Source organism: Streptomyces sp. NPDC033966 (assembly GCF_055575955.1).
The window spans coordinates 171494-192007 of record NZ_JBVIRQ010000009.1 but is presented as its reverse complement, the minus strand read 5'-3'; the positions used below and the strand labels follow the sequence as shown (position 1 = coordinate 192007).

Annotated in this window: 16 protein-coding genes and 1 riboswitch; of the genes, 1 reads left to right on the top strand and 15 read right to left on the bottom strand. The window is 73.6% G+C overall.

What is annotated here, in order from left to right; all coding sequences use genetic code 11:
- Positions 1–12: 12 nt before the first annotated feature.
- The 4 genes from ACZ518_RS25380 to ACZ518_RS25365 form a co-directional block, all read right to left on the bottom strand.
- Entirely contained in the window at positions 13–2481 is a 2469-nt protein-coding gene (locus ACZ518_RS25380) for a sensor histidine kinase (protein ID WP_469115286.1), read from the bottom strand.
- Positions 2482–2939: 458 nt separating this feature from the next.
- Positions 2940–4133, bottom strand: a complete 1194-nt coding sequence (locus ACZ518_RS25375; RefSeq protein ID WP_469115285.1) for an MBL fold metallo-hydrolase — start codon at positions 4131–4133, stop codon at positions 2940–2942.
- A 168-nt stretch (positions 4134–4301) separates the two neighbouring features.
- A complete protein-coding gene (locus tag ACZ518_RS25370; protein ID WP_469115284.1) occupies positions 4302–5087 on the bottom strand; it encodes an SGNH/GDSL hydrolase family protein in 786 nt (261 codons plus the stop codon).
- Between the two features lie 163 nt (positions 5088–5250).
- The gene (locus ACZ518_RS25365; RefSeq protein WP_469115283.1) at positions 5251–6267 is read right to left on the bottom strand and encodes a peptidoglycan DD-metalloendopeptidase family protein; all 1017 of its coding nucleotides are present in this window, start codon (positions 6265–6267) and stop codon (positions 5251–5253) included.
- Positions 6268–6271: 4 nt separating this feature from the next.
- A riboswitch (cyclic di-AMP (ydaO/yuaA leader) is annotated at positions 6272–6434 on the bottom strand.
- A gap of 318 nt (positions 6435–6752) precedes the next feature.
- On the opposite strand from ACZ518_RS25365, the gene ACZ518_RS25360 reads away from it, so the two are divergent.
- Entirely contained in the window at positions 6753–7574 is an 822-nt protein-coding gene (locus tag ACZ518_RS25360; protein ID WP_469115282.1) for a tyrosine-protein phosphatase, read from the top strand.
- 52 nt (positions 7575–7626) lie between these two features.
- Here ACZ518_RS25360 and ACZ518_RS25355 read toward each other — a convergent pair whose 3' ends face one another.
- From ACZ518_RS25355 to ACZ518_RS25305, 11 genes are all read right to left on the bottom strand, one after another.
- On the bottom strand, positions 7627–9030 hold the full coding sequence (locus ACZ518_RS25355; RefSeq protein ID WP_469115281.1) for an aspartate aminotransferase family protein: 1404 nt from the start codon (positions 9028–9030) through the stop codon (positions 7627–7629).
- Positions 9027–10058 carry an adenosyl-hopene transferase HpnH gene (gene hpnH, locus ACZ518_RS25350; protein WP_469115280.1) on the bottom strand — a complete coding sequence of 344 codons (1032 nt, stop codon included), beginning with the start codon at positions 10056–10058 and terminating at the stop codon, positions 9027–9029. Before hpnH ends, ACZ518_RS25355 begins: the two co-directional genes overlap by 4 nt.
- 6 nt (positions 10059–10064) lie before the next feature.
- Positions 10065–10712 carry a phosphorylase family protein gene (locus tag ACZ518_RS25345; protein WP_469115279.1) on the bottom strand — a complete coding sequence of 216 codons (648 nt, stop codon included), beginning with the start codon at positions 10710–10712 and terminating at the stop codon, positions 10065–10067.
- Positions 10712–12742, bottom strand: a complete 2031-nt coding sequence (gene shc / locus ACZ518_RS25340) for a squalene--hopene cyclase (protein ID WP_469115278.1) — start codon at positions 12740–12742, stop codon at positions 10712–10714. Before shc ends, ACZ518_RS25345 begins: the two co-directional genes overlap by 1 nt.
- 111 nt (positions 12743–12853) lie before the next feature.
- On the bottom strand, positions 12854–13954 hold the full coding sequence (locus ACZ518_RS25335; protein WP_469115451.1) for a polyprenyl synthetase family protein: 1101 nt from the start codon (positions 13952–13954) through the stop codon (positions 12854–12856).
- A gap of 56 nt (positions 13955–14010) precedes the next feature.
- A complete protein-coding gene (hpnE, locus tag ACZ518_RS25330) occupies positions 14011–15405 on the bottom strand; it encodes a hydroxysqualene dehydroxylase HpnE (RefSeq protein ID WP_469115277.1) in 1395 nt (464 codons plus the stop codon).
- Between the two features lie 151 nt (positions 15406–15556).
- The gene (gene hpnD, locus ACZ518_RS25325; protein ID WP_469115276.1) at positions 15557–16507 is read right to left on the bottom strand and encodes a presqualene diphosphate synthase HpnD; all 951 of its coding nucleotides are present in this window, start codon (positions 16505–16507) and stop codon (positions 15557–15559) included.
- Positions 16504–17397, bottom strand: a complete 894-nt coding sequence (gene hpnC, locus ACZ518_RS25320) for a squalene synthase HpnC (RefSeq protein ID WP_469115450.1) — start codon at positions 17395–17397, stop codon at positions 16504–16506. The genes hpnD and hpnC overlap by 4 nt, the downstream gene beginning before the upstream one ends.
- Positions 17398–17832: 435 nt before the next feature.
- On the bottom strand, positions 17833–18615 hold the full coding sequence (locus ACZ518_RS25315) for an ABC transporter ATP-binding protein (RefSeq protein WP_427706255.1): 783 nt from the start codon (positions 18613–18615) through the stop codon (positions 17833–17835).
- Positions 18608–19537 (bottom strand): ABC transporter permease, encoded by a 930-nt coding sequence (locus ACZ518_RS25310; protein WP_469115275.1) that lies wholly within the window; start codon positions 19535–19537, stop codon positions 18608–18610. Before ACZ518_RS25310 ends, ACZ518_RS25315 begins: the two co-directional genes overlap by 8 nt.
- Positions 19538–19633: 96 nt before the next feature.
- Positions 19634–20506, bottom strand: coding sequence for a glycosyltransferase family 2 protein (locus ACZ518_RS25305; protein WP_469115449.1), 873 nt, complete (start codon positions 20504–20506; stop codon positions 19634–19636).
- Positions 20507–20514 lie beyond the last annotated feature (8 nt).

The window sequence follows — 20514 nt, the reverse complement described above, 5'->3', positions numbered from 1 at the left end:
CCTTGCTGGGGTTCATGCCTGCTCGTCCGACTGGGCGAGGCCGAAGCCCCGCTGGAAGGCCGCCATCAGGCCGGGGTCGTGCACGGGCTGTTCGGTTTCGCGGGCCCGCCGGGGGGCGGGGGCTTCGCGCAGCTGGGGCGCGATGTGCTGCTGGGCGCGGCGCCGGGGCAGGGGCGGTCGCGCCCCGTCGGGGGCGGGGCTCTGCGGCGGGACGCGGCGCGGCAGGGGGGCGGGGTCCGGCTGCGGCTCCGTCGCCCGCGCTGCCGCCCAGCCCTCCGCGGAGCCGGGCCGCGTGTCCGGAGCCGGGACCGCGGCTCCCGGGCCCCGCGGCCGGGCCGGCTCCAGGCCGGGCGCCGCGCCGGTGCCGGTGTCCAGGGCCCGGGCCGGGTCCGGTACGGGGTACGGGGCCGGGGCCGGGTACAGGGCCGGGGCCGGCTCCGCTGCCGGGTCCCAGGAGCGGACCGGGCCGCCGGATCCCGGCATCACGGCCGGTCCGAGTTCGGGAGCGCCGGTGCGGTGGGTGCCGGCACCCCGGCCGAGGTCCGCGTCCCACGGCGCCGGCGGGCCGCCGGGCGGCTCGGAGCCCGGAGTCGGGGTCGGAGTCGGAGTCGGGGTCGGTGGCAGGGCGGGGGTCAGGACGCCGTCCAGGCCCGCGGCCGGCGCCGGGTAGGCCTCCGGGTCGGCTTCCACGGCCCGGGCGGGGGCCGCCTCCGGTGCCTGCCAGAGGCCCAGGGGGGCTTCGGCGGCCGGGTCGGCGGCCTGGCCCCGGGCCGGGGCACCGGCACCGCCGCCCGCGAGCCGGCCCTGGGCCGCGTACGGCATCGGCGCCTGGGCTGGTGCCTCGGCTCGGGCCGGGGCCTCGGCTCGGGCCGGGGCCTGGGCCTGGCTCTGGGCCGCGTACGGCATCGGGGCCTGGGCCTGGGTCTGGGCCGCGTACGGCATCGGGGCCTGGGCCTGGGTCTGGGCCGCGTACGGCATCGGGGCCTGGGCCGGGGACCCGGCCGGAGCCGCAGCGTGGCCGGGGTCCGGGGTCCCGGGTCCGCCCGCGCCAGGGCCCGGGGCCGCGTACGGAGCCGGGACCGCGTACGGCATCGGCGCCGGGTACGCGGGCTGGGCCGGTTCCACGGTCGGGCCCGGACGCCGGGTGCGGGCCGCCGGGGTCAGGGGCTCGTGCCGGGCGGCGGCCGGCGCGGGCGGGGCCGTGGGGCGGACCGTGCCGGGCCAGGAGACGGTGCCCCACGAGGTGGCCCGTGAGCCGCCCGCCGCGTCGGCCGCGCCCGGCGCCTCCGCGCCCAGCAGCCCCTGGGGCAGCACCAGCACCGCCAGCACCCCGCCGTAGATGTTGGACTTCAGCTCGACCGCGATCCCGTGCCGCCGGGCCAGCGCGGAGACCACGAACAGCCCGATCCGCCCGTCGGCCAGCAGGTGCCGGACGCTCACCTGGTCGGGATCCCCCAGCAGGGTGTTCATCCGGTGCTGCTCCTCCGCCGGCATGCCCAGCCCGCGGTCCTCCACCTCGACGGCGATCCCGGCGGTGACCCGCTCGGCCCGCACCACCACGTCGGTGTCGGGGGCGGAGAACACCGTGGCGTTCTCGACGAGTTCGGCCAGCAGGTGCACCACGTCGGCGACGGCGTGGCCCCGGACGGTGCCGCCCGCCGGGGGCACCACCTTGACCCGCGTGTACTGCTCGACCTCGGCCACCGAGGACCGCAGCACCTCGCTCAGGTCGATGGGCCGGGTCCACTGGCGCCGGGAGGCGGCCCCGCCCAGCACCGCGAGGTTCTCGGCGTGGCGGCGGATCCGGGTGGCGAGGTGGTCGACGTGGAAGAGCTCCTTCAGCAGGTCGGGGTCCTCGACGGTGTCCTCCAGCCCGTCGAGCAGTGAGATCTCGCGGTGCACGAGCGACTGAAGCCGGCGCGCGAGGTTGACGAAGACCTCCACCTTGCGGTCGCTGTCGCTCGGCGCGGCCGGCAGGGCCAGCCGTACGAGGGTCGTCTGGGCCTGCTCCCGGGCGCTCCGCAACTCCTGTGCGAGCAGCCAGAACTCGTCCACTCCGGCCTGGTCGCCCTCCGGCGGGGCGCTGCCCCGGTCCCCGCGCACGGGGCGGCCCGTGCCTTCCCCCCGTTCGAGCCGCTCGGCGGCGGTCCGCAGCTCCTCGCGCCCGCGCACGCTGGAGCGGCGCAGCGCCTCGCAGCGGTCCCGGACGGCCTTGGCGGCGCGCTGGGCGCCGAGCAGGGCGGCCGCGAGTGCTCCGACGGCGAGCAGGGCGCAGCCCGCGAGCACCGGCCAGAGCCGGTCGTCGCGGGCCCCGGAGCCCCCTCCGAGGTGGAGGGTGAACATGACCGCGGCGGCGCCGCTGAGCCCGGCTGCGAGCGTGGGCAGCACGGCGGCGCGGACCAGCTGGGGGCGTATCTGCCGGCCCGGTCCCTTGACGGCGTGTCTCGACGGGGAGTGGCGGGCGGCGCGGAGTCCGGACATCGGCGTCCTCGGTACGTGGGGCCCGGCCCCCACCGAGTCGCGGGGCCCGGTGTTGATCACCGGATACCCACGCTAGACCGCACGCTCCCGCAGCCGTTGCCCAGTTGGGGAACTTCACCGGGGTGCTTCCCGCTCCCGATGGAGCGCTCGTACGACAGCCCGAATGCGCCGGGAGCGCGTACCCCCGCAACGGCGGGGGCGTGCGCCGCCGGGCGGGTGCGGCCGCGTCGCGGCCCGCGCCGGGGTGCACGGTGAGCGTGTCGAGCAGCGGGGCGGCGCCGCCGCGGGCCCGTGGAGCAGGCCGTCGACGAACTCCCGGCGGGCTGACTCCTCTTGGCGGACGGCCGGGTTCTGTGCCCGGCGGCCGGAGCCGTCGCGGTCCTCGTGCCCCTCACCGCGGCGGCGCGTACGCCCCGCCACGTGCGCGGCGGACCACCCCGGGGTGGTCCGCCGCGGCGTCACCGCTCCCCGGCGAGGTCCAGGTCTCCGGCCCGGGGCCCGCTCCGCGGGAGGTCCTCCGGGGCCGGGGTGCGCCACGGACGGGCGAGGGGCGTGGAGACCGGGCGCCACCAGGGCTCGACGGGCAGCTTGCCGGCGGGCTCGAAGGGCTCGCCGGGGCGCGGGGCGGCGACGGCCTGGCCCGCGGCCTCGGCGGCGTCGAGCGTCCATTCTGCGGGCTCGGCCCAGGCGTGGAAGGCCAGGTTGAAGGTGCCCCAGTGGATCGGCAGCAGCGTGCCGGCCGGCGCCCCGCCCTGGAGGTCGAGGTGCGCCCGCACGCCCTCCTCGGGGGTCATGTGGATGTCCGGCCAGTACTCCGAGTACGCGCCGATCTGGATCATCGAGGCGTCGAACGGTCCGTGCTCGGCGCCGATCTCCTTGAAGCCCGGGAAGTAGCCGGTGTCCCCGCTGTGGAAGATCCGGTGCTCTCCGCTGCTGACGACCCAGGAGGCCCACAGGGTGAACTGCTGGTTGCGCAGGCCGCGTCCGCAGAAATGCCGGGCCGGGGTGGCGGTGAGGGTGAGTCCGGCGACCTCGGTGGCCTCGTTCCAGTCGAGCTCGCGCAGCCGGTCCGGGGAGACGCCCCAGCGCTCCAGGTGCGCGCCGACGCCGAGGGGGACGGCGAAGACCGTGTCCGTGCCGGCCAGGGCCTTGATGGTGGGGAGGTCGAGGTGGTCGTAGTGGTCGTGGGAGATCACGACGACGTCGACGGCGCCCAGCGAGGCCAGCGGCACCGGGACGGGGTGGAGCCGCTTGGGCCCGGCGAAGGGGAAGGGTGAGCACCGGTCGCCCCACACGGGGTCGAAGAGCACGCGGCGGCCGTCGATCTCCGCGAGGATGCTGGAGTGGCCCATCCAGGTCAGGCGCAGCCCGCTCGCCGGCGGCTTGGCCAGGTCGGCGAGGGTGGTCGGGTGTACGGGGATGGGCGCGTCGGGGCTGCGCCGGGCCCGCTGCTCCTTGTGGAAGTAGAGCTTGGCGAACTCCGCCATCGATCCGGAAGGCCTGGTCCGGGCCCCCACCGGGTTCTGGAAGACGCCGTCGGCGAAGTTCGGCGAGCGCAGGATCCGCTCCAGCCGTGCGCCGGACGGGTCCGCGCCGAAGGCTTCGGGCCGCAGGGCGCGCAGCCGGGGACGCAGGGGAAGGGAGCCGGTCAAGGCGCCTCCTGGGAAGGTGCAGGGCGGGACGGTCGGGGTGTACGACCATCCCAACGCACACCGGCCCCCGAGGATTCCGCCGCGCGCCGGCCGGACGTTGTCGCGGCCGTCACCCCGTCCCCGTCCCCCGTCCCCGTCCCCGTCCCGTCCCCCGTCCCCCGGCGTCCGCTACAGCGGCAGCAGGTCCGGGCGCTTGGCCTCGACGTGGTCACCGGAGGACTCGCCGCGCAGGCGGCGGCCGATCCAGGGCACGAGGTGCTCGCGCGCCCACTGGATGTTGTCGCGGGTCACGTCCACCGAGCCGCGCGGCGGGACGGGCGGCCAGGGCTGGTCCGGGTCGGCCGGCACCTCGTAGCCGAGGACCTGCGCGGCGCGCAGCGCGACGCGGGTGTGCCCCTCGGGCGAGAGGTGGAGCCGGTCGTCGTCCCAGGCCCGTCGGTCCTGGACGGTCTTGAGGGACCAGAGGTCGAGCACGGGGCAGTCGTAGCGGTCGGCGATGGCGCGGACGTGGGCGTTGTACGTCGCCACCTTGCCCCGCAGGTGCTTGAGGACCGGCACGCCCCGCGTGTCGAAGCCGGTCGTGATCATCACGAGGCCCACGGAGGTCTTGAGGTCGGCCAGGGCCGCCTCGAACCGCTCCGCGACGTCGTCCGGGTCGCTGCCGGGGCGGATGATGTCGTTGCCGCCCGCACAGAAGGTGACGAGGTCGGGTGCGAGTTCCTTGGCTCTCGGGACCTGGTCGGCCACGATCTGGTCGAGTACTTTGCCCCGCACGGCCAGATTCGCGTACCGGAAGTCGTGCTCGTCGCGCTGATCGGCCAGGAGTACGGCGAGCCGGTCCGCCCAGCCGAGATAAGAATCCCCGGGTCCCGGGTCCCCCACGCCCTCGGTGAAGCTGTCCCCGATCGCCGCGTACGAGCCGATGGTCTTCAGTGTCGTCTTCGTCGCTGCCACAGGACAGCATCCTTCACCTTGGCAACCAACCTACGCCAACGTAATGAGGGGTTGACGGGCCGTGATCTATACCACGCGGGGGATAAGGAATAAGTACACGTGGGGCCGGGACCCCCCTCGGGTCCCGGCCCCACGCGTGTCCTCGTGCCGACGGCGGGTGCCGTCAGATGCTCACGCCCTTGGAGCGGAGGTAGGCGAGCGGGTCGATGTCCGAGCCGTAGGACGGGCCCGTACGGATCTCGAAGTGGAGGTGCGGGCCGGTCACGTTGCCGGTCGCGCCGGAGAGTCCGATGGTCTGGCCGCCGGTGACGCTCTGGCCCACCGAGACGGCGAGCGAGGACAGGTGGCCGTACTGGGAGTACTTGCCGTCGGCGTGCTTGATGACGACCTCGTTGCCGTACGCGCCGCCCCAGCCTGCGGAGACCACGGTGCCCGCGCCGACGGCCTTCACGGTGGTGCCGGTGCTCGCGATGAAGTCGACGCCGGTGTGGTAGCCGGAGGACCACATGGCGCCGGGGGTGCGGTACTGGGTGGAGACGCCGCCGCCGACGGGGGAGGTGAACCCGGACGCGGTGGCGGGCGCGGCGGGCACGGAGGCCTTCTCGCTCTTGGCTGCGGCGCCGGAGCCCTTGGCGGCCGTGCCACCGGAGGGGCGGGCGGCCTGGCCGGCGGTGGTCTTGCCGGTGCCCTTCGGGGACCGGGCCTTGCCGCCCGCACCCTCGGAGGCGGCCGGAGCTTCGGTGGAGGATTCCTCGACCGGGGCCGCAGGAGCCTTCGGGGCGGGGGCCGCGCCGCCGCCGACGAGGTTCAGCTTCAGGCCCGGGTGGATGAGGGACGGGTCTGCGCCGACGGCCTCGCGGTTGTCGGCGTAGAGCTGCTCCCAGCCGCCGTCGAGGTGGCGCTCGGCGGCGATCTTGGAGAGGTAGTCGCCCGGCACGACCGTGTAGACGGTGGGCGCGGCGGCCGCGGGCGCGGCGGCGGGGGCCGCGGCGCGGAGGGCCTCCGGGGTCTGGGTGCTCTGCGCGGGCGCGGACTTGGCCGGGGCGGCGGCCGGGGCGGCGTTGGCGCCTGCGGCACCCATCAGCGGGAGCGCGAGGGCCGCTCCGCCGGTCCCGGCGACGGCGAAGCCGCGGGATATCGAACGGGACTTCGGACGGCGGTGCTTACCCTTTCCGGGCATGTCGAATTCCTCTCCGGCGCCTGCGAGGTGAGCTGTCGGGTTCGGACTGGAGATGTCCGGCCGTACGTGCGGAGCACGGGTCCGGCTTCACCCCTAGCTGGGCCGGAAATGATCCGGAACAGCGGCCTGCCTGGTTCCCCCGCTCCTGCCGCGCGCGATGGTCGGGTGCGGTTCCCGGGCGGCGGCAGGATTAGGCGGTCCACCCGGATCGATCGCGAAGGTAATCGAGCGGGGCACCGGGCAACAAGCCGCGAATTCTCTGACGGATTCGCAGATATGGGGGATCAATGGAATTCCGGTCACCCTGTGTCCATTCCGCACCATCAACAACCGCTCCCACAAGGCAATTCGGTTCTCGCGATCAGGCACGCACGGTCACCGTATGATCTGGCTCACGGCGCCCGGCCCGATCTCGCCACCACATATGGCAAGTTGCTCTCAACCAGTCCAATTCGGACACCACGGACCCACGCGGAGGAGTACACGTGACCCAGCAGATACCCCAGCCCCTTCCGGCCGGACCCGGACCTGGTGCGGCGCTGACCGGAGTGCGCAACTTCCGTGACGTGGGCGGGTTGCCGACCACGGACGGGCGGAGGGTCAGGCCGGGACGACTGTTTCGAAGCGGACATCTAGCGCATGCCACCGAAACCGACGCAGAGTTCCTCGCCTCGCTGGGGCTGCACACCGTCTTCGACTTCCGCAACGGAGCGGATCACGCCCTGGAGGGCCCCGACGTCGAATTGCCGGGTGTGCGCAACGTGAACATCCCGCTGACGGATCCGGCCGACGGCCGGGAATTCTGGAAGATGGTCCGCGACGGCGAGCTCGACCAGCTCCGCGGCCTCCTGGGCGAGGGCCGGGCCGCCGCCCGCATGACGGACTCGTACCGCACGATCATCCGCACCCGCACCGCCGAACACAGCCGTGTCGTGCACGCGCTCACGCTGGACAGCGTGCCGGCGCTGATGCACTGCGCCGCCGGGAAGGACCGGGCCGGGCTGTCGGTCGCGGTGACCCTGCTCGCGCTGGGCGTGGAGCGCGAGGCGATCGTGGCGGACTACCTGGAGTCCAACGTCCCGCACAACCGCTACCGGGTGCGCCGGGGCAGCGACGCGCCCGAGGCCCGCTCCCCCGAAGTGATGGAGCTGCTGGCACCGCTGTTCGACGCCCGCGCGGAGTACCTGCTCGCGGCCTTCGCGACCATCGAGGAGCAGTGGGGCGGCGTGGAGCGCTACCTCGCCGAGGGACTCGCGCTCGCGCCCGAGTCGCTGGACCGGCTGCGGGACCGGCTCCTGGAAGGCTGACCGCGAACGGCCGGAGGGGGCCCGTCCGGGCCCCCTCCGGCACCGCCGCGCCTCAGCGGCTGCCGACCGCCTGCTTCACCAGCGTCCGGCCGAAGTCCCACATCAGCCCGCCCCCGCCGTGCGCCTCGTCCATGACCTCCTGGAAGGCCCCGACGAACCGCTCCACGTCCGCCTCGTCCACGATCAGCGGCGGGATGAGCTTGATGACCTCCAGGTGGTCCCCGGAGACCTGGGTGAGGATCCGGTGCCGGCTCAGCAGCGGCACCACCACCATCTGGGCGAACAGACCCTTGCGGGCCGCCTGGAGCACCGCCCACCGGCTGCGCAGCCCCAGGGAGGAGGGCTTCCCGAACTCGATGCCGATCATCAGTCCGCGCCCGCGCACCTCGTGCAGCAGCTCGTACCGGTCCACGAGCGCCGCCAGGCGTCCGCGCAGCAGGTCGCCCATGGCCCGGGCGTTGGCCACCACCTGTTCGTCCTCCATGACGGACAGGACCGCCAGCCCCGCCGCCATGGCCTGGGCGTTGGAACCGAAGCTGGCGGAGTGCACCAGCACCCGGTCCATGGACGAGTAGACCTTCTGGAAGATCCAGTCCTTGCCCAGGGTCGCGCCGACGGGCACGTACCCGCCGGAGAGGGCCTTGGCCACGCACACCAGGTCCGGTTCCACGCCCGGCTCGTGCTGGTACGCGTAGAAATCACCCGTCCGCCCGAGGCCGGTCTGCACCTCGTCGGCGATGAGGAGGGCCTTGTGCCGGTGCAGCAGTTCCTGCGCGGCCCGCAGGAATCCCGGCGGGGCGGCGTGCACCCCCTTGCCCTGGACCGGCTCGACCACGAAGGCGGCCACGTCCCCGCGCGCGAGTTCCCGCTCCAGCGCCGCCAGGTCCCCGAGGGCGATCTTCGTGTCGGGGAGCAGCGGGGCGAACCCGTCGCGGAAGCCGCCTTCGCCGTTGACGGACAGCGAGCCGGTGGTCAGCCCGTGGAAGGCGTGGTCGCAGTAGAGGATCCTGGGGCGCCCGGTGGCGTACCGGGCGAACTTCAGCGCGGTCTCCACCGCTTCGGTGCCGCTGTTGCCGAAGAAGACCCGGTCGAGGTGCGGGCTGTACGACAGCAGCTTCTCGGCCAGCAGCCCGGGCAGCGGCTGGCAGTCGAAGCGGGTGAGGTCGGCGAGCTGGGCGTCCAGGACGTCGTGCAGGGCCTGGCGCACCACCGGGTGGTGCCGGCCCAGGCCCATCACCCCGAACCCGGCCAGCATGTCGAGGTAGTCGTTGCCCTCGGAGTCCCAGAAGTGGGCGCCCTCGGCCCGCTCGTAGACCTTGTCGAAGCCGATGGTGTGCAGCATGCGGGGCAGCTGGTGGTTGAGGTGGCGGGCGTGCAGCTCGTAGCGCTCCCCGCCGCGCTCGGCGAGCAGCGCGGCGAGGTCGAAGCCCCGCCGCGCTCCCTGTCCGCCGGTCATGCCGACGCGTCCCGGTTGCCCGCCATGGTCTCCCGGGCGGCGCGCAGGGATTCCTTGAGGGAGCCCATGGTGGCGAGGACGGCGGTGGGCTCGTAGCCGCAGTGCGCCATGCAGTTGGCGCAGCGCGGGTCCTTGCCGCGGCCGTACTTGCTCCAGTCGGTGTCCTCGATGAGCTCCCGGTACGTGGGCACGTAGCCGTCGCTCATCAGGTAGCAGGGGCGCTGCCAGCCGAAGAGCGAGTAATTGGGAATGGCCCAGGCCGTGCAGGGGAAATCGGCCTTGCCTTCGAGGAAGTCGAGGAAGAGCGGGGAGTGGTTGAGCCGCCAGCGGCGCCGGTTGCCTCCGGCGAAGGCCTTCCTGAAGAGTTCCCGGGTCTGTTCGACGCCGAGGAAGTGTTCCTGGTCGGGTGCCTTTTCGTAGGCGTAGGCGGGCGAGATCATCATTTCGTCGACCTGGAGGTCGTCATTGAGGAAGTTCAGCACCTCGATGATCGTCTGCGGGGTGTCGGTGTTGAAGAAGGTGGAGTTGGTGGTCACCCGGAATCCGCGGCGCTTCGCCTCCTTGATGGCGGCGACGGCCTCGTCGAAGACGCCTTCCTTGGCCACGGATTCGTCGTGGCGTTCGCGCAGTCCGTCGATGTGCACGGCGAAGGCGAAGTAGGGGGAGGGGGTGAACTTCTCGATCTTCTTGCGGAGCAGCAGTGCGTTGGTGCAGAGGAACACGTATTTCCGCCGGGCCACGAGCTGGCGCACGATCTCGTGGATCTGCGGGTGCATCAGGGGTTCGCCGCCGGCGATGGAGACCATGGGCGCCCCGGATTCCAGCACGGCGCCGACCGCTTGGGCCACGGGCATGCGCTGCTTGAGCACTCCGGCCGGGTGCTGGATCTTCCCGCAGCCCTCGCAGGCGAGGTTGCAGGCGTAGAGCGGTTCCAGCTCGACGATCAGCGGGAACTTCTCGCGCTTGCGGAGCTTCTGTTCGAGAAGATAGGTCCCGACCCTGATGGACTGTCGCAGGGGCATGGCCATCTGGATTCACCTCCTGGGAAGCAGCAACGAACGGTGCCATTCATAAAACGCGGGCAGTACGGCACGTAGTACACGGAAGGCAGATATTCCACCGCGAACCGTGCCGATACGGACGAGCTCGTGCTCCGGAGCGTCCACGATCACCCGGACGGCCGCAACGGGGCGCCCCGGAGCCGCGGCGGTCCACAGAGTGGCCGCGGACTCCATGTCGACCGCCACGGCGCCGGTGGCGCGCAGCTGCGCGCGCTCCTGGCCGCGGACGACGTGGTCGGATCCGGTCAGTGCGCCGGTGTGCACGGTCCGGCCGGGGGCGGCGCGGGCCAGTGCCTCGGCGAGCAGGGCGGTGCCGGTGCAGCCGACCGCCCCGCGGGGGTCCCGGGTCTCCTCGGCGACGACCAGGTCGCCGGGGTGCATGCCGGGCACCAGGCCGGCGCAGAACCCGGTCGCCAGGACGGCCGCCCGGTGCATCCCGGGCCGCTCCAGGGCCCGGGCGACGGATCGGTCGGCGGCGCGCGGCCCCATGCCGGTACGCAGGACCGTTCCGCCGCCTCCGGCCGCGCGGCCCGCGCTGCGCAGGGCCGCCTCCTCGATGCGCAGGGCGCAGGCGACCAGCAGCGGCGGAAGGGGGCCGGCCCCGGCCGGCCCGGCGGGCATCAGGACTCCCCCGCCGGCGGGAGGCTGCGGCGGTCGGGGCCGAACGGCTCTCCGTGGAGGTACCGGCCGAGGGCGGTGAGCGGGAACACCTGCCGGTAGAGGTGGTAGTTGATGGAGAAGTCCCAGGGGAAGCCGGTCCCGGTGAAGTGCGGCTCGTCCCAGGTCCCGTCGGGGCGCTGGGTCTCCACCAGGTACGCCAGGCCCCGTTCGACGGCACCGCCGTCCCGCTCCCCCGCCGACAGCAGGGCCATCAGGGCCCACGCGGTCTGCGAGGCGGTCGAGGCGCCCTTCCCGGCCCAGGAGCGGTCCTGGTAGGAGCGCTGGTCCTCGCCCCAGCCGCCGTCCTCGTTCTGTACGGATTCCAGCCAGCGCACGGCCCGCCGGACGGCGGGGTGCGAGGGTGCGATCCCGGCGGCGGTGAGGGCCGGGACCACCGAGCCGGTCCCGTAGACGTAGTTGGTGCCCCAGCGGCCGAACCAGGCGCCGTCCGCCTCCTGTTCGGCGAGCAGCCAGGCGATGGCGCGCCGGGTGCGCGGGTCGGCGGCCCTGCCCTCGGCGGCGAGCATCTCCACCACGTGGGCGGTGACGTCCGCCGAGGGCGGGTCGATGACCTCGCCGAAGTCGCAGAAGGGGAGCCGGTTGGGGAAGGGGCTGGTGTTGTCGGCGTCGAAGGCGCCCCAGGCGCCGTTCTTCGACTGCATCCCGAGGTTCCAGGACACCCCGCGGGCGACGGCGGCCTCGACCCTGGCCGGTTCGGGGTGGCGGATCCGGCGCAGCGCCAGGACCACCTCGGCGGTGTCGTCGATGTCGGGGTAGTTGTCGTTGTGGAACTCGAAGGCCCAGCCGCCCGGGGCGAGTCCCGGCCGGCGCACGGACCAGTCCCCGGGGCGGCGGATCTCCTCGCCGAGCATCCAGTCGGCCGCCCTGACGAGGGCGGGGTGGTCGGGGGGCAGGCCCGCGTCGGCCAGGGCGATGGCGGCGAGGCAGGTGTCCCAGACCGGGGACTGGCAGGCCTCGACCATCCGGGCGCCGTCCTCGCGCCAGACGGCGAAGCGGTCGAGGGATTCCAGCCCGGTCCGCATCACCGGGTGCCCCAGGTCGTAGCCGAGCAGGTGCAGGGCGATCACGGAGTAGACGGCGGGGGGCTGGATCCCGCCCCAGCAGCCGTCGTTCTCCTGGCGTTCGACGATCCAGCGGCCGGCGGCGGCCATGGCCGCCTTCCGCAGCCGGCGCGGGGCGATGCGCCGGTAGAGGTGCAGGGCCTTGTCCATCCGCTGGAAGGCCCCGTCCCAACTGGCCAGCGGCGCCAGTGGTTTGGCGGGGCTGGGGTCGCGGGCGTCGGTGTGCAGCTCGTCGAGCGCGAAGGGGGCGGGGCGGACGGGCCGCAGCGCGGAGACCACGGTGAGCGGGACGATGGTCTGGCGGGCCCAGCAGCCGAAGTCGTAGATGTTCAGCGGTACCCAGGGCGGCAGGAACACCAGCTCGGGAGGGAGCTCCGGCAGGTCGTCCCAGCTCCACCAGCCGAAGAGGGCCAGCCAGATCCGGGTGAACACCCGGGCGGCGGCGATCCCCCCGTGGGCCCGGATCCAGGCCGAGGCGCGGACCATGTGCGGGGCGTCGGGCGGGTCCCCGGCCAGGCGCAGGGCGACGTACGCCTCGACGGTGGCGGAGAGTTCGGGCGGTCCGCCGTGGAAGGTGGCCCAGGTGCCGTCCTCGCGCTGCTCACCCCGGATGAACAGGGCGGCGGCGCGGGTGACGGCCTCGTCCCGGATGCCGAGGAACTGCCGCAGCAGCAGGTCCTCGGCGTCCATGGTGACGTTGGTCTCCAGGTCGCCCTTCCACCAGCCCGCCGGGTCCTGGCGGGCCAGCAGCTCGCCGGTCGCCCGGTCGACGGCGTCCCGTACGCCCTTCAGCAGGCCGGTGTCACCGCCGGACGGGCCGGCGGCAGCGGCGGCCGGGGCCGCCGTGCTGTCGTGTCGTGGATCCGCGCCGCCGGTGATCGCACCGCCGCCGTCGGTCGTCGCTGTCATGGCTTCCCCTTCGAACAGAGCTTCGGCTGTGCCCGGGTCTGCCGTCGGCCGGGGCCCTAGGAGGGATCCCCGGTCGGCGACTCGCGATTCATATCCACTTTCCGGCGGAGATCACCTCTTGCGCACGACGACGAAGTCGGCGAGGGCCACGAGCTGCTCCCGTACCCGCTGCGGCATGTCCACGTCGTCGAGCGCCCGAATGGCGATCGCGTGCTGGCGGCGTGCCTCGTCGGCGGTCCACTGGCGGCCGCCGGCGGCCTCGATGAGGGCGGCGCGGTGGGCGAACTCCTCCTCCGAGAAGTTCTCGAAGTCATTGCTCTTGGCGTCGGCCGCGAGCAGCCGCGCGAGCTCCTCACACGCGGGTCCGCCCGCGGCGAGGGCCGCGACGACGGGCAGGGACTTCTTGCGCTGGCGCAGGTCGCTCCAGGTCTGCTTGCCCGTGGCCTCGGGGTCGCCCCAGATGCCGAGGAGGTCGTCGACGGCCTGGAAGGCGAGGCCGAGGTGGTAGCCGTACTCCTCCAGCTTGTCGGCCGTGCGGTCGTCGGCGCCGCCGAGTACGGCGCCGATCGACACCGAGCACGCGAGCAGGGCCCCGGTCTTGTTCCCCTCCATCTCCAGGCACTCCTGAACGCTGACGCGCTCGCGGTGCTCGTACGAGATGTCCTGGGCCTGGCCGTCGATGAGCTTGCGGCTGGCGGTGGTCAGGCGGCGGGTCGCCCGGCCGGCCTCGACGGTGCCCAGCTCCAGCAGCACCTCGTTGGCGAGGGCGAACAGGGCGTCGCCGACCAGGATCGCGAGGGCGGGGCCGTGCACCTTCCACACCGTGTCGCGGTGGCGGCGCTGCTCGTCGCCGTCCATCAGGTCGTCGTGCAGCAGCGAGAAGTTGTGGACGAGCTCGACGGCGACGGCACCGGGGATGCCGACCTCGGCCGCGGCGCCCGCCGCCTCGGCGGAGAGCAGCGCGAGGGCGGGACGCACGGCCTTGCCGCCGTCGCCGTCCGCCGGGTTGCCCTGGGCGTCGATCCAGCCGAAGTGGTAGGCGGCGACGGTGTCCATGGGCGCCGCGAGCCGGCTCACCGCCTCGCGGAGCACGGGGGTCGACAGGTCGCGTCCGCGTTCGAGGAGGGCGAGGGTGCCGGACTTCTCCGCTGCCCCTCCGGCCGCGCCGGTGCCGGCATCCGTGTTCTCGACAGCCGGGTTCCCCGGGTTCACTGGCTCTCCTCTTGTTCCTGTACGTGCTGTGCCGGTGGTGCTGGTGGTAGTGGTGCTCATACCGCCTCCTGCAGGGGGTGTTCGCGGGGGCGGCCGAGAGCGGCCAGCGCGGCGTGGGCCGCGCCGAGTCCGCTGCGGACGGCGCTCTCCATGGTCGCGGGCCAGCCGGTGGCGGTCCACGCACCGGCGAGGTAGAGCCCCGGCGTGTCGGTGCGGGGTCCCGGGCGCAGCCGGCCGACACCGGGGCTGGGGGCGAAGGTGGCGGTCCGCTCGCGGGTGACGAAGAAGTCCCGTACCTTCGCGCCGCGCGCGGCGGGCAGCAGCCGCTCCAGCTCGGGCAGGTACTTGGCGCGCAGGACGGAGACGGGCTCGTCGATGTCGTCCTGGGCGACCGACTGGGACAGCGCCAGGTACTGGCCGCCGTCGGTGAGTCCGGAGGCGTCGGTGCGGTCGAAGACCCACTGGACGGGGGTACCCAGCGCGGCGAAGAAGGGCTGCTTGAGCACCTTGCGGTCGTAGACGACGTGGACGTTGAGGATGGGGGCGGTGCCGATGTCGAGGAGCTTGTCCGGGTCGGCCAGCGCCCCGGCCGGCAGCAGGGCGTGCGCCTCGCGCTGGGGGACGGCGAGTACGACGGTGCCCGCGTCGAGGGACTCGCCCTCGGTGTCGACCCGCCAGGCGCCGTCCTCGGTACGGGTGACCGCGGTGACCCGGGTGCGCAGTTCGGTGCGTACGCCGACGGCGTCGAGGGCCTTGCGGGCGAGGGTGTCGTGGAGGTCGCCGAGCGGGACCCGGGCCCAGCCGATGTCGGCGGCGCCGTTCTCGGAGAGCAGGCCGGTCTTGAAGACCATGGCGGCCAGGCCCAGCGAGGACTGGCCGGCGGTGGCGTTGAGGGTGGCGATGCCCACGAGGTCCCACAGGGCGTCGACGGTGCGCGGGGACTGGCCGTAGCGGGCGAGCCAGGTGCCGAAGTCGAGGCCGTCGAGGGCCGGGTCGGCGGGGTCGAGACGGCGCAGCGCGAGGGCGGCGCGGCCGACGCTCGCGCGCTCGGCGAGCGAGAGGTGCGGGTACGTGGCCAGCGAGGCGGCCAGGTGCAGGGGTACGGGCAGCGCGCTGCGGCGCAGCCGCCCGAGGCGGGGTCCGCGGGGGTGCGCCACGTCGAGGACGGGTACGTCGAGCCGGTCCTGGAGCGGGGCGAGGGCCGCGCCGTCGACGCGGTCCAGGAACCACCGGTAGGCGGTGCAGCAGCGCAGGTAGACGTGCTGGCCGTTGTCGACGGTCAGGTCGCCGCGCTTGAAGGAGAAGGCGAGGCCGCCGAGCCGGGGGCGCCCTTCGAGGAGGGTGACCCGCAGTCCGGCGCTGGCGAGTTCCAGCGCGGCCGTGACGCCGGCGAGGCCGCCGCCGATGACGACGGCGCGGTCGTCGCTCCCGCCGGTTCCGCTGCCGCTCATGAGGCCTCCCAGGTGGTACACCGGCCCGCCCGGCCGGAGGGTGCTGCGAAGCCCGCAGGGACAGACGCGGCCGCGCCCCGCAGGGTTGCCCGCGCGTCGAGACCGTCGCGGCCCGGTGCCGGGCGGGGGCCCGGGGGCGGGGCGGCCGGCATCAGGGCCGCCGCCGGGTGCTCTGGCGGGAGACGGTGCGGGCGTCGAGGCCGGACAGGCCGCGTACGGCCACGTACGCCTTCTCGTGGGTCGGCAGCGAGACGCGGCCGCGCAGCACCGCCTCGGGTTCGCGCTCGATGCGGTCCAGGAGGCGCCGGTAGATGCCGGCCATGGCGGCCACGCAGGCGCCGCTGCGCCGGTCGAGCATCGGCAGCAGCCGGTAGCCCTCGGTGAACAGGGCCCGGGCGCGCCGGACCTCGTGGTGCACGAGCCCGGCGAAGTCCGCGCCGGCGGCGGCCCGGCCGCCCCGGAAGCCCGCGGAGCAGCCGAACTTGGCGAGGTCCTCGGCCGGCAGGTAGGTGCGTCCGTTGCCGGCGTCCTCGCGGACGTCGCGCAGGATGTTGGTGAGCTGGAGGGCCAGGCCCAGGGTGTCGGCGTACTCGTCGGCGCGGTCGGCCGGGCCGACCGTGCCGAACACGCCGAGCGAGAGCCGTCCGATGGCCCCGGCGACGCAGCGGCAGTAGGCCTTGAGGTCGTCCCAGGTCTCGTACTCCTCGCCGCGGACGTCCATCAGGACGCCGTCGATGAGTTCGTCGAGGCCGCCGAGGGGGATCGGGAAGCGGCGCGCGGCATGCGCGAGGGCGACGGCGACGGGGTCGGTGTCGTCCTCGTCGATCTCCTCGGCGCGGATCCGGCCGAGGAGGGCGCGGGTGTCCTCCAGCCGGGCGAGCTTGGCGTCGGGCGCGAGGGTGCCGTCGCCGATGTCGTCGACGCGCCGGGAGAAGGCGTACAGCGCGGACATCGCCTGTCGCTTGTCGGTGGGCAGCAGCCTGATGCCGTACGCGAAGTTGCGCGCCTGGGTGCCGGTGACGGCCTCGCAGTAGCTGTAGGCCGCGAGGACCTGGGCGGACGGTGCTGACGCGTGTGTGGGGCCCTCCACGTTCGGGCTCACCCCTTTCTCGACGCTGTACGCAGGACGGCGGCCACCTCGCGGAGCAGGAGGCTCCGGGTGGGCTTGGGCGGGCCGGGCAGCACGTCGAAGCCGGCGGCGGAGATCGCTCGCAGGGCGGCTCGCCCCCCTCCCACGAATCCCGCGAGCAACAGCCGCAGCCTGCCGTGGACGCTACCCACGAGCGGGGTGCCTTCATTCAGCAGGTCGCGCGTGCGTTCGGCCTCGAAGGCGATCAGGGACCGTACGGAGGCTCCGGCGGACGGGGCCCCGAGGTCGGCCTCGGCGACGTGGAAGCGGCGCATGTCCTCGGCCGGGAGGTAGATCCGGTCGCGGCCGAGGTCCTCGGCGACGTCCTGGAGGTGCTCGGCGAGCTGCAGGGCGGTGCAGACGGCGTCGGAGCGGCGGACCCGCTCGGGGGTGCTGGTGCCGGTGAGCTCCAGCACGAGGCGGCCGACGGTGTTGGCGGAGAGCTCGCAGTACGCGAGGAGCTCCCCGTAGGTCCCGTAGCGGGCCACCCGCTGGTCCTGGCGGTTGGCCTCGATGAGCCCGAGGAAGTGCTCGGCGCTGAGGCGGTGGTCGCGCACGACGGGCTGGAGGGCCAGCAGCAGGGGGTGGCGCGGGGGGCCGTCGGTGCCGCCGTAGACGCGCAGCAGGTCGGCCTCGAAGGCGTCGAGCATCGCGAGCCGGTCGTCGGCCGCGGCGGGGTCGAGGCCGAGGAGGACGGCGTCGCGCCCGCCGGGGGCGAGGTCGCCGTCGCCGATGTCGTCGACCAGGCGGGCGTACCCGTAGACGGCCATGAGGCCCTCGCGCCAGGCGCGGGGGAGGAAGGCGGGGGCGACGGGGAAGTTCTCCGCCGCGGCCTTGCCGAGGGTGGCCCGGGTGTGGAGCAGGTCGGGGGTGCCTTCGCCGGCCGGCGGCGCGGGACGGATGCCGTGCCCGGGGGTCACCGCCCGCCGCCCGGTGCCGGGACGGCCGTTGTGCCTGGGGGCCGGAGAATTCCCGTAGCCATTGCCGTCACGTCTCCCGTTCTACACTGCCGACCCAAGTCATCCTATTTCGGACACGCCGCCGGACCTTACCCGGGGGTATCCCCGCGGAGCCGGCTACGGGGAATCGTCCACTCTTGGCGCGATTGAGAACTGGTCCAGCTTACGCTGTACAACGCCGCGGGGGCCTCTGGGGTGTCCCCGCGCCCCGGAATGTCGGCCACCGTGCCGCATCTCCCGACCCGCCGGCCGGTCGCGCCACCGCCGCCTCCCATGGCGAGGCCCCCACCGCCGTGAGCGGTGGGGGCCTGCGGGCCGGGGCGGCGGCGGACCCTCGGGTCAGTGGCCGCTGGCCTTCTCGTACGCCGAGACCACTTCCTCGGTGGGCCCGTCCATCAGGAGCTCGCCCTTCTCCAGCCACAGCACCCGGTCGCAGGTGTCGCGGATGGACTTGTTGTTGTGGCTCACCAGGAAGACCGTGCCGGCCTTCTCCCGCAGCTCGCGGATGCGGTTCTCGGAGCGCACCTGGAAGCTGCGGTCACCGGTGGCGAGCGCCTCGTCGATCATCAGGACGTCGTGGTCCTTGGCGGCGGCGATCGAGAAGCGCAGGCGGGCGGCCATGCCGGAGGAGTAGGTGCGCATCGGCAGGGAGATGAAGTCGCCCTTCTCGTTGATCCCCGAGAAGTCCACGATGTCCTGGTAGCGCTCCTTGATCTGCTCGCGGCTCATGCCCATCGCGAGACCGCCGAGGACGACGTTGCGCTCACCGGTGAGGTCGTTCATCAGGGCGGCGTTCACGCCGAGCAGCGAGGGCTGTCCGTCGGTGTAGACCTTGCCGGACTCGCAGGGCAGCAGGCCCGCGATGGCGCGCAGCAGGGTCGACTTGCCGGAGCCGTTGGAGCCGATGAGGCCGATGGCCTCGCCGCGGTACGCCGTGAAGGAGACGCCCCGTACGGCGTGGACCCGGCGCACGCCGGGGGCGTCGCCCTTGCCCCGGCGGAGGATCTTGCTCAGCGCGGCGGTGGCGCTGCCCCTGCCGGAGCTGCCCGTGTTGACGCGGTACACGATGTGCACCTCGTCCGCGATGACGGTGGGGACGCGCCCCTGGGTGTTGTCAGCCACGGCCGTAACGCTCCTCAGCCTTCCAGAAGTACACGAAGCCGCCGAGGCCGATCACGACGGCCCAGCCGACCGCGAAGGCCCAGACGTGCGGCGGGAGGTTCTCCGGGCCGTAGCCGTCGATCATCGCGAAGCGGACCAGGTCCATGTAGATCGCGGCGGGGTTCCACTGGAGCACGTCCGCGATCCACGCCGGCCGGTCCTTCAGCATCTCGCCGATGGAGAACATGACGCCCGAGGCGTACATCCAGGTACGGGTGAGGAAGGGCATCAGCTGCGCGAGGTCGGGGGTCTTGGACCCCATGCGCGCGAAGACCAGCGCGAGCCCGGTGTTGAAGACGAACTGCAGCACCAGGGTCGGGATCACCAGCAGCCAGGACAGGCGCGGGTAGTTCCCGAAGGCCACGGCGACGACGACCACGACGATCATCGAGTACAGGAGCTGCTGGAGCTGCTGCATCGAGAAGGAGATCGGGAGGGAGGCGCGCGGGAAGTGCAGCGCGCGCACCAGGCCGAGGTTGCCCGGGATCGCCCGGACGCCCGCCATCAGCGAGCTCTGGGTGAAGGTGAAGACGAAGATGCCCATCACCAGGAAGGGGATGTAGACCCCCTTCTCCATGCCCCGGCCCGCGTTCAGGATGAGGCCGAAGATCAGGTAGTAGACCAGCGCGTTGAGCAGGGGGGTCGCCACCTGCCAGACCTGGCCGAGCTTGGCCTGGCTGTACTGGGCCACCAGCTTGGCCCGCGAGAAGGCCATGATGAAGTGGCGCCGGCCCCAGAGCTGCCGCACGTATCCGCCCAGACTGGGCCGCGCGCCGCTGACGGACAGGCCGTACTTCCTGGCGAGCTCCGCGGGGCTGAGCCCCGCGTCGTCGGACGGCGGCTTGCTCGTGGCGAGGGCACCGTCGTGGGTTGTGTCACTCACAAGTTGGAACTTTCCGTCTTCAGGATCCGGCAGGAGGGGCATCGGGGGCTGGAACGCCGGACCCGTGATGGGCCCATGGTCCCAGACCCGAGCTTGTCAGATGACCGGCGGGCGGCCCAGCCGCGTCAGCCGCCAGACCGTGCGCCACCTCATGGGGCGCCGGGGACCACAGGGGGTGGTCCAGCCCTCCTTGAACCCGCCGAACCAGGCCTTGAGCGCGGGCGCCGAGGGCCTGCGTACGAGCGTCAGCGCGAGCCAGACGCCCAGGTAGACCGGAACCAGCGGGGCGGGCAGGTTGCGGCGGGCGAGCCACACCCGGTTACGGGCCACCATACGGTGGTAGACCGCGTGCCGGGAGGGGGCCGTGGCCGGGTGCAGCAGCACCATGTCCGCCCGGTAGTCGATCAGCCACCCGGCGTCGAGCGCCCGCCAGGCCAGATCGGTCTCCTCGTGGGCGTAGAAGAACTCCCCCGGCAGGGTGCCGACCTGCTCGAACACCTTCGTTCGGACGGCGTTGGCCCCGCCCAGGAAGGTGGTCACCCGGGAGGAGCGCATCGGGTCCGACGCGCGCAGCCGGGGCACGTGGCGGCGCTGGGTGGTGCCGGTCTCGGGGTCGGCGATGCGGAAGCTGACGATCCCGAGCTCCGGGTCCTCGGCGAAGGCCTGCCGGCACAGCTCGGCGGTGTCGGTGCGCTCGAGCAGCCCGTCGTCGTCGAGGAAGAGCAGGGCGTCGACGTCGGCGCCGCCGGGCCCGAAGGCCTCGATGCCGACGTTGCGGCCGCCGGGGATGCCCAGGTTCTCCGGCAGGTCGACGGTGCGCACGCCCTCGGGGAGCCCGGTGACCTTGACGCCCTGGCCGACGACGACCACCTCGACGGGGTCGCCCTCCTGCCGGGCGACCGAGTCGAGGAGCGCCTTGAGCTCGTCGGGGCGGTTGCCCATGGTGATGATCACGGCGCCCAGCCGCATCGGGGCCG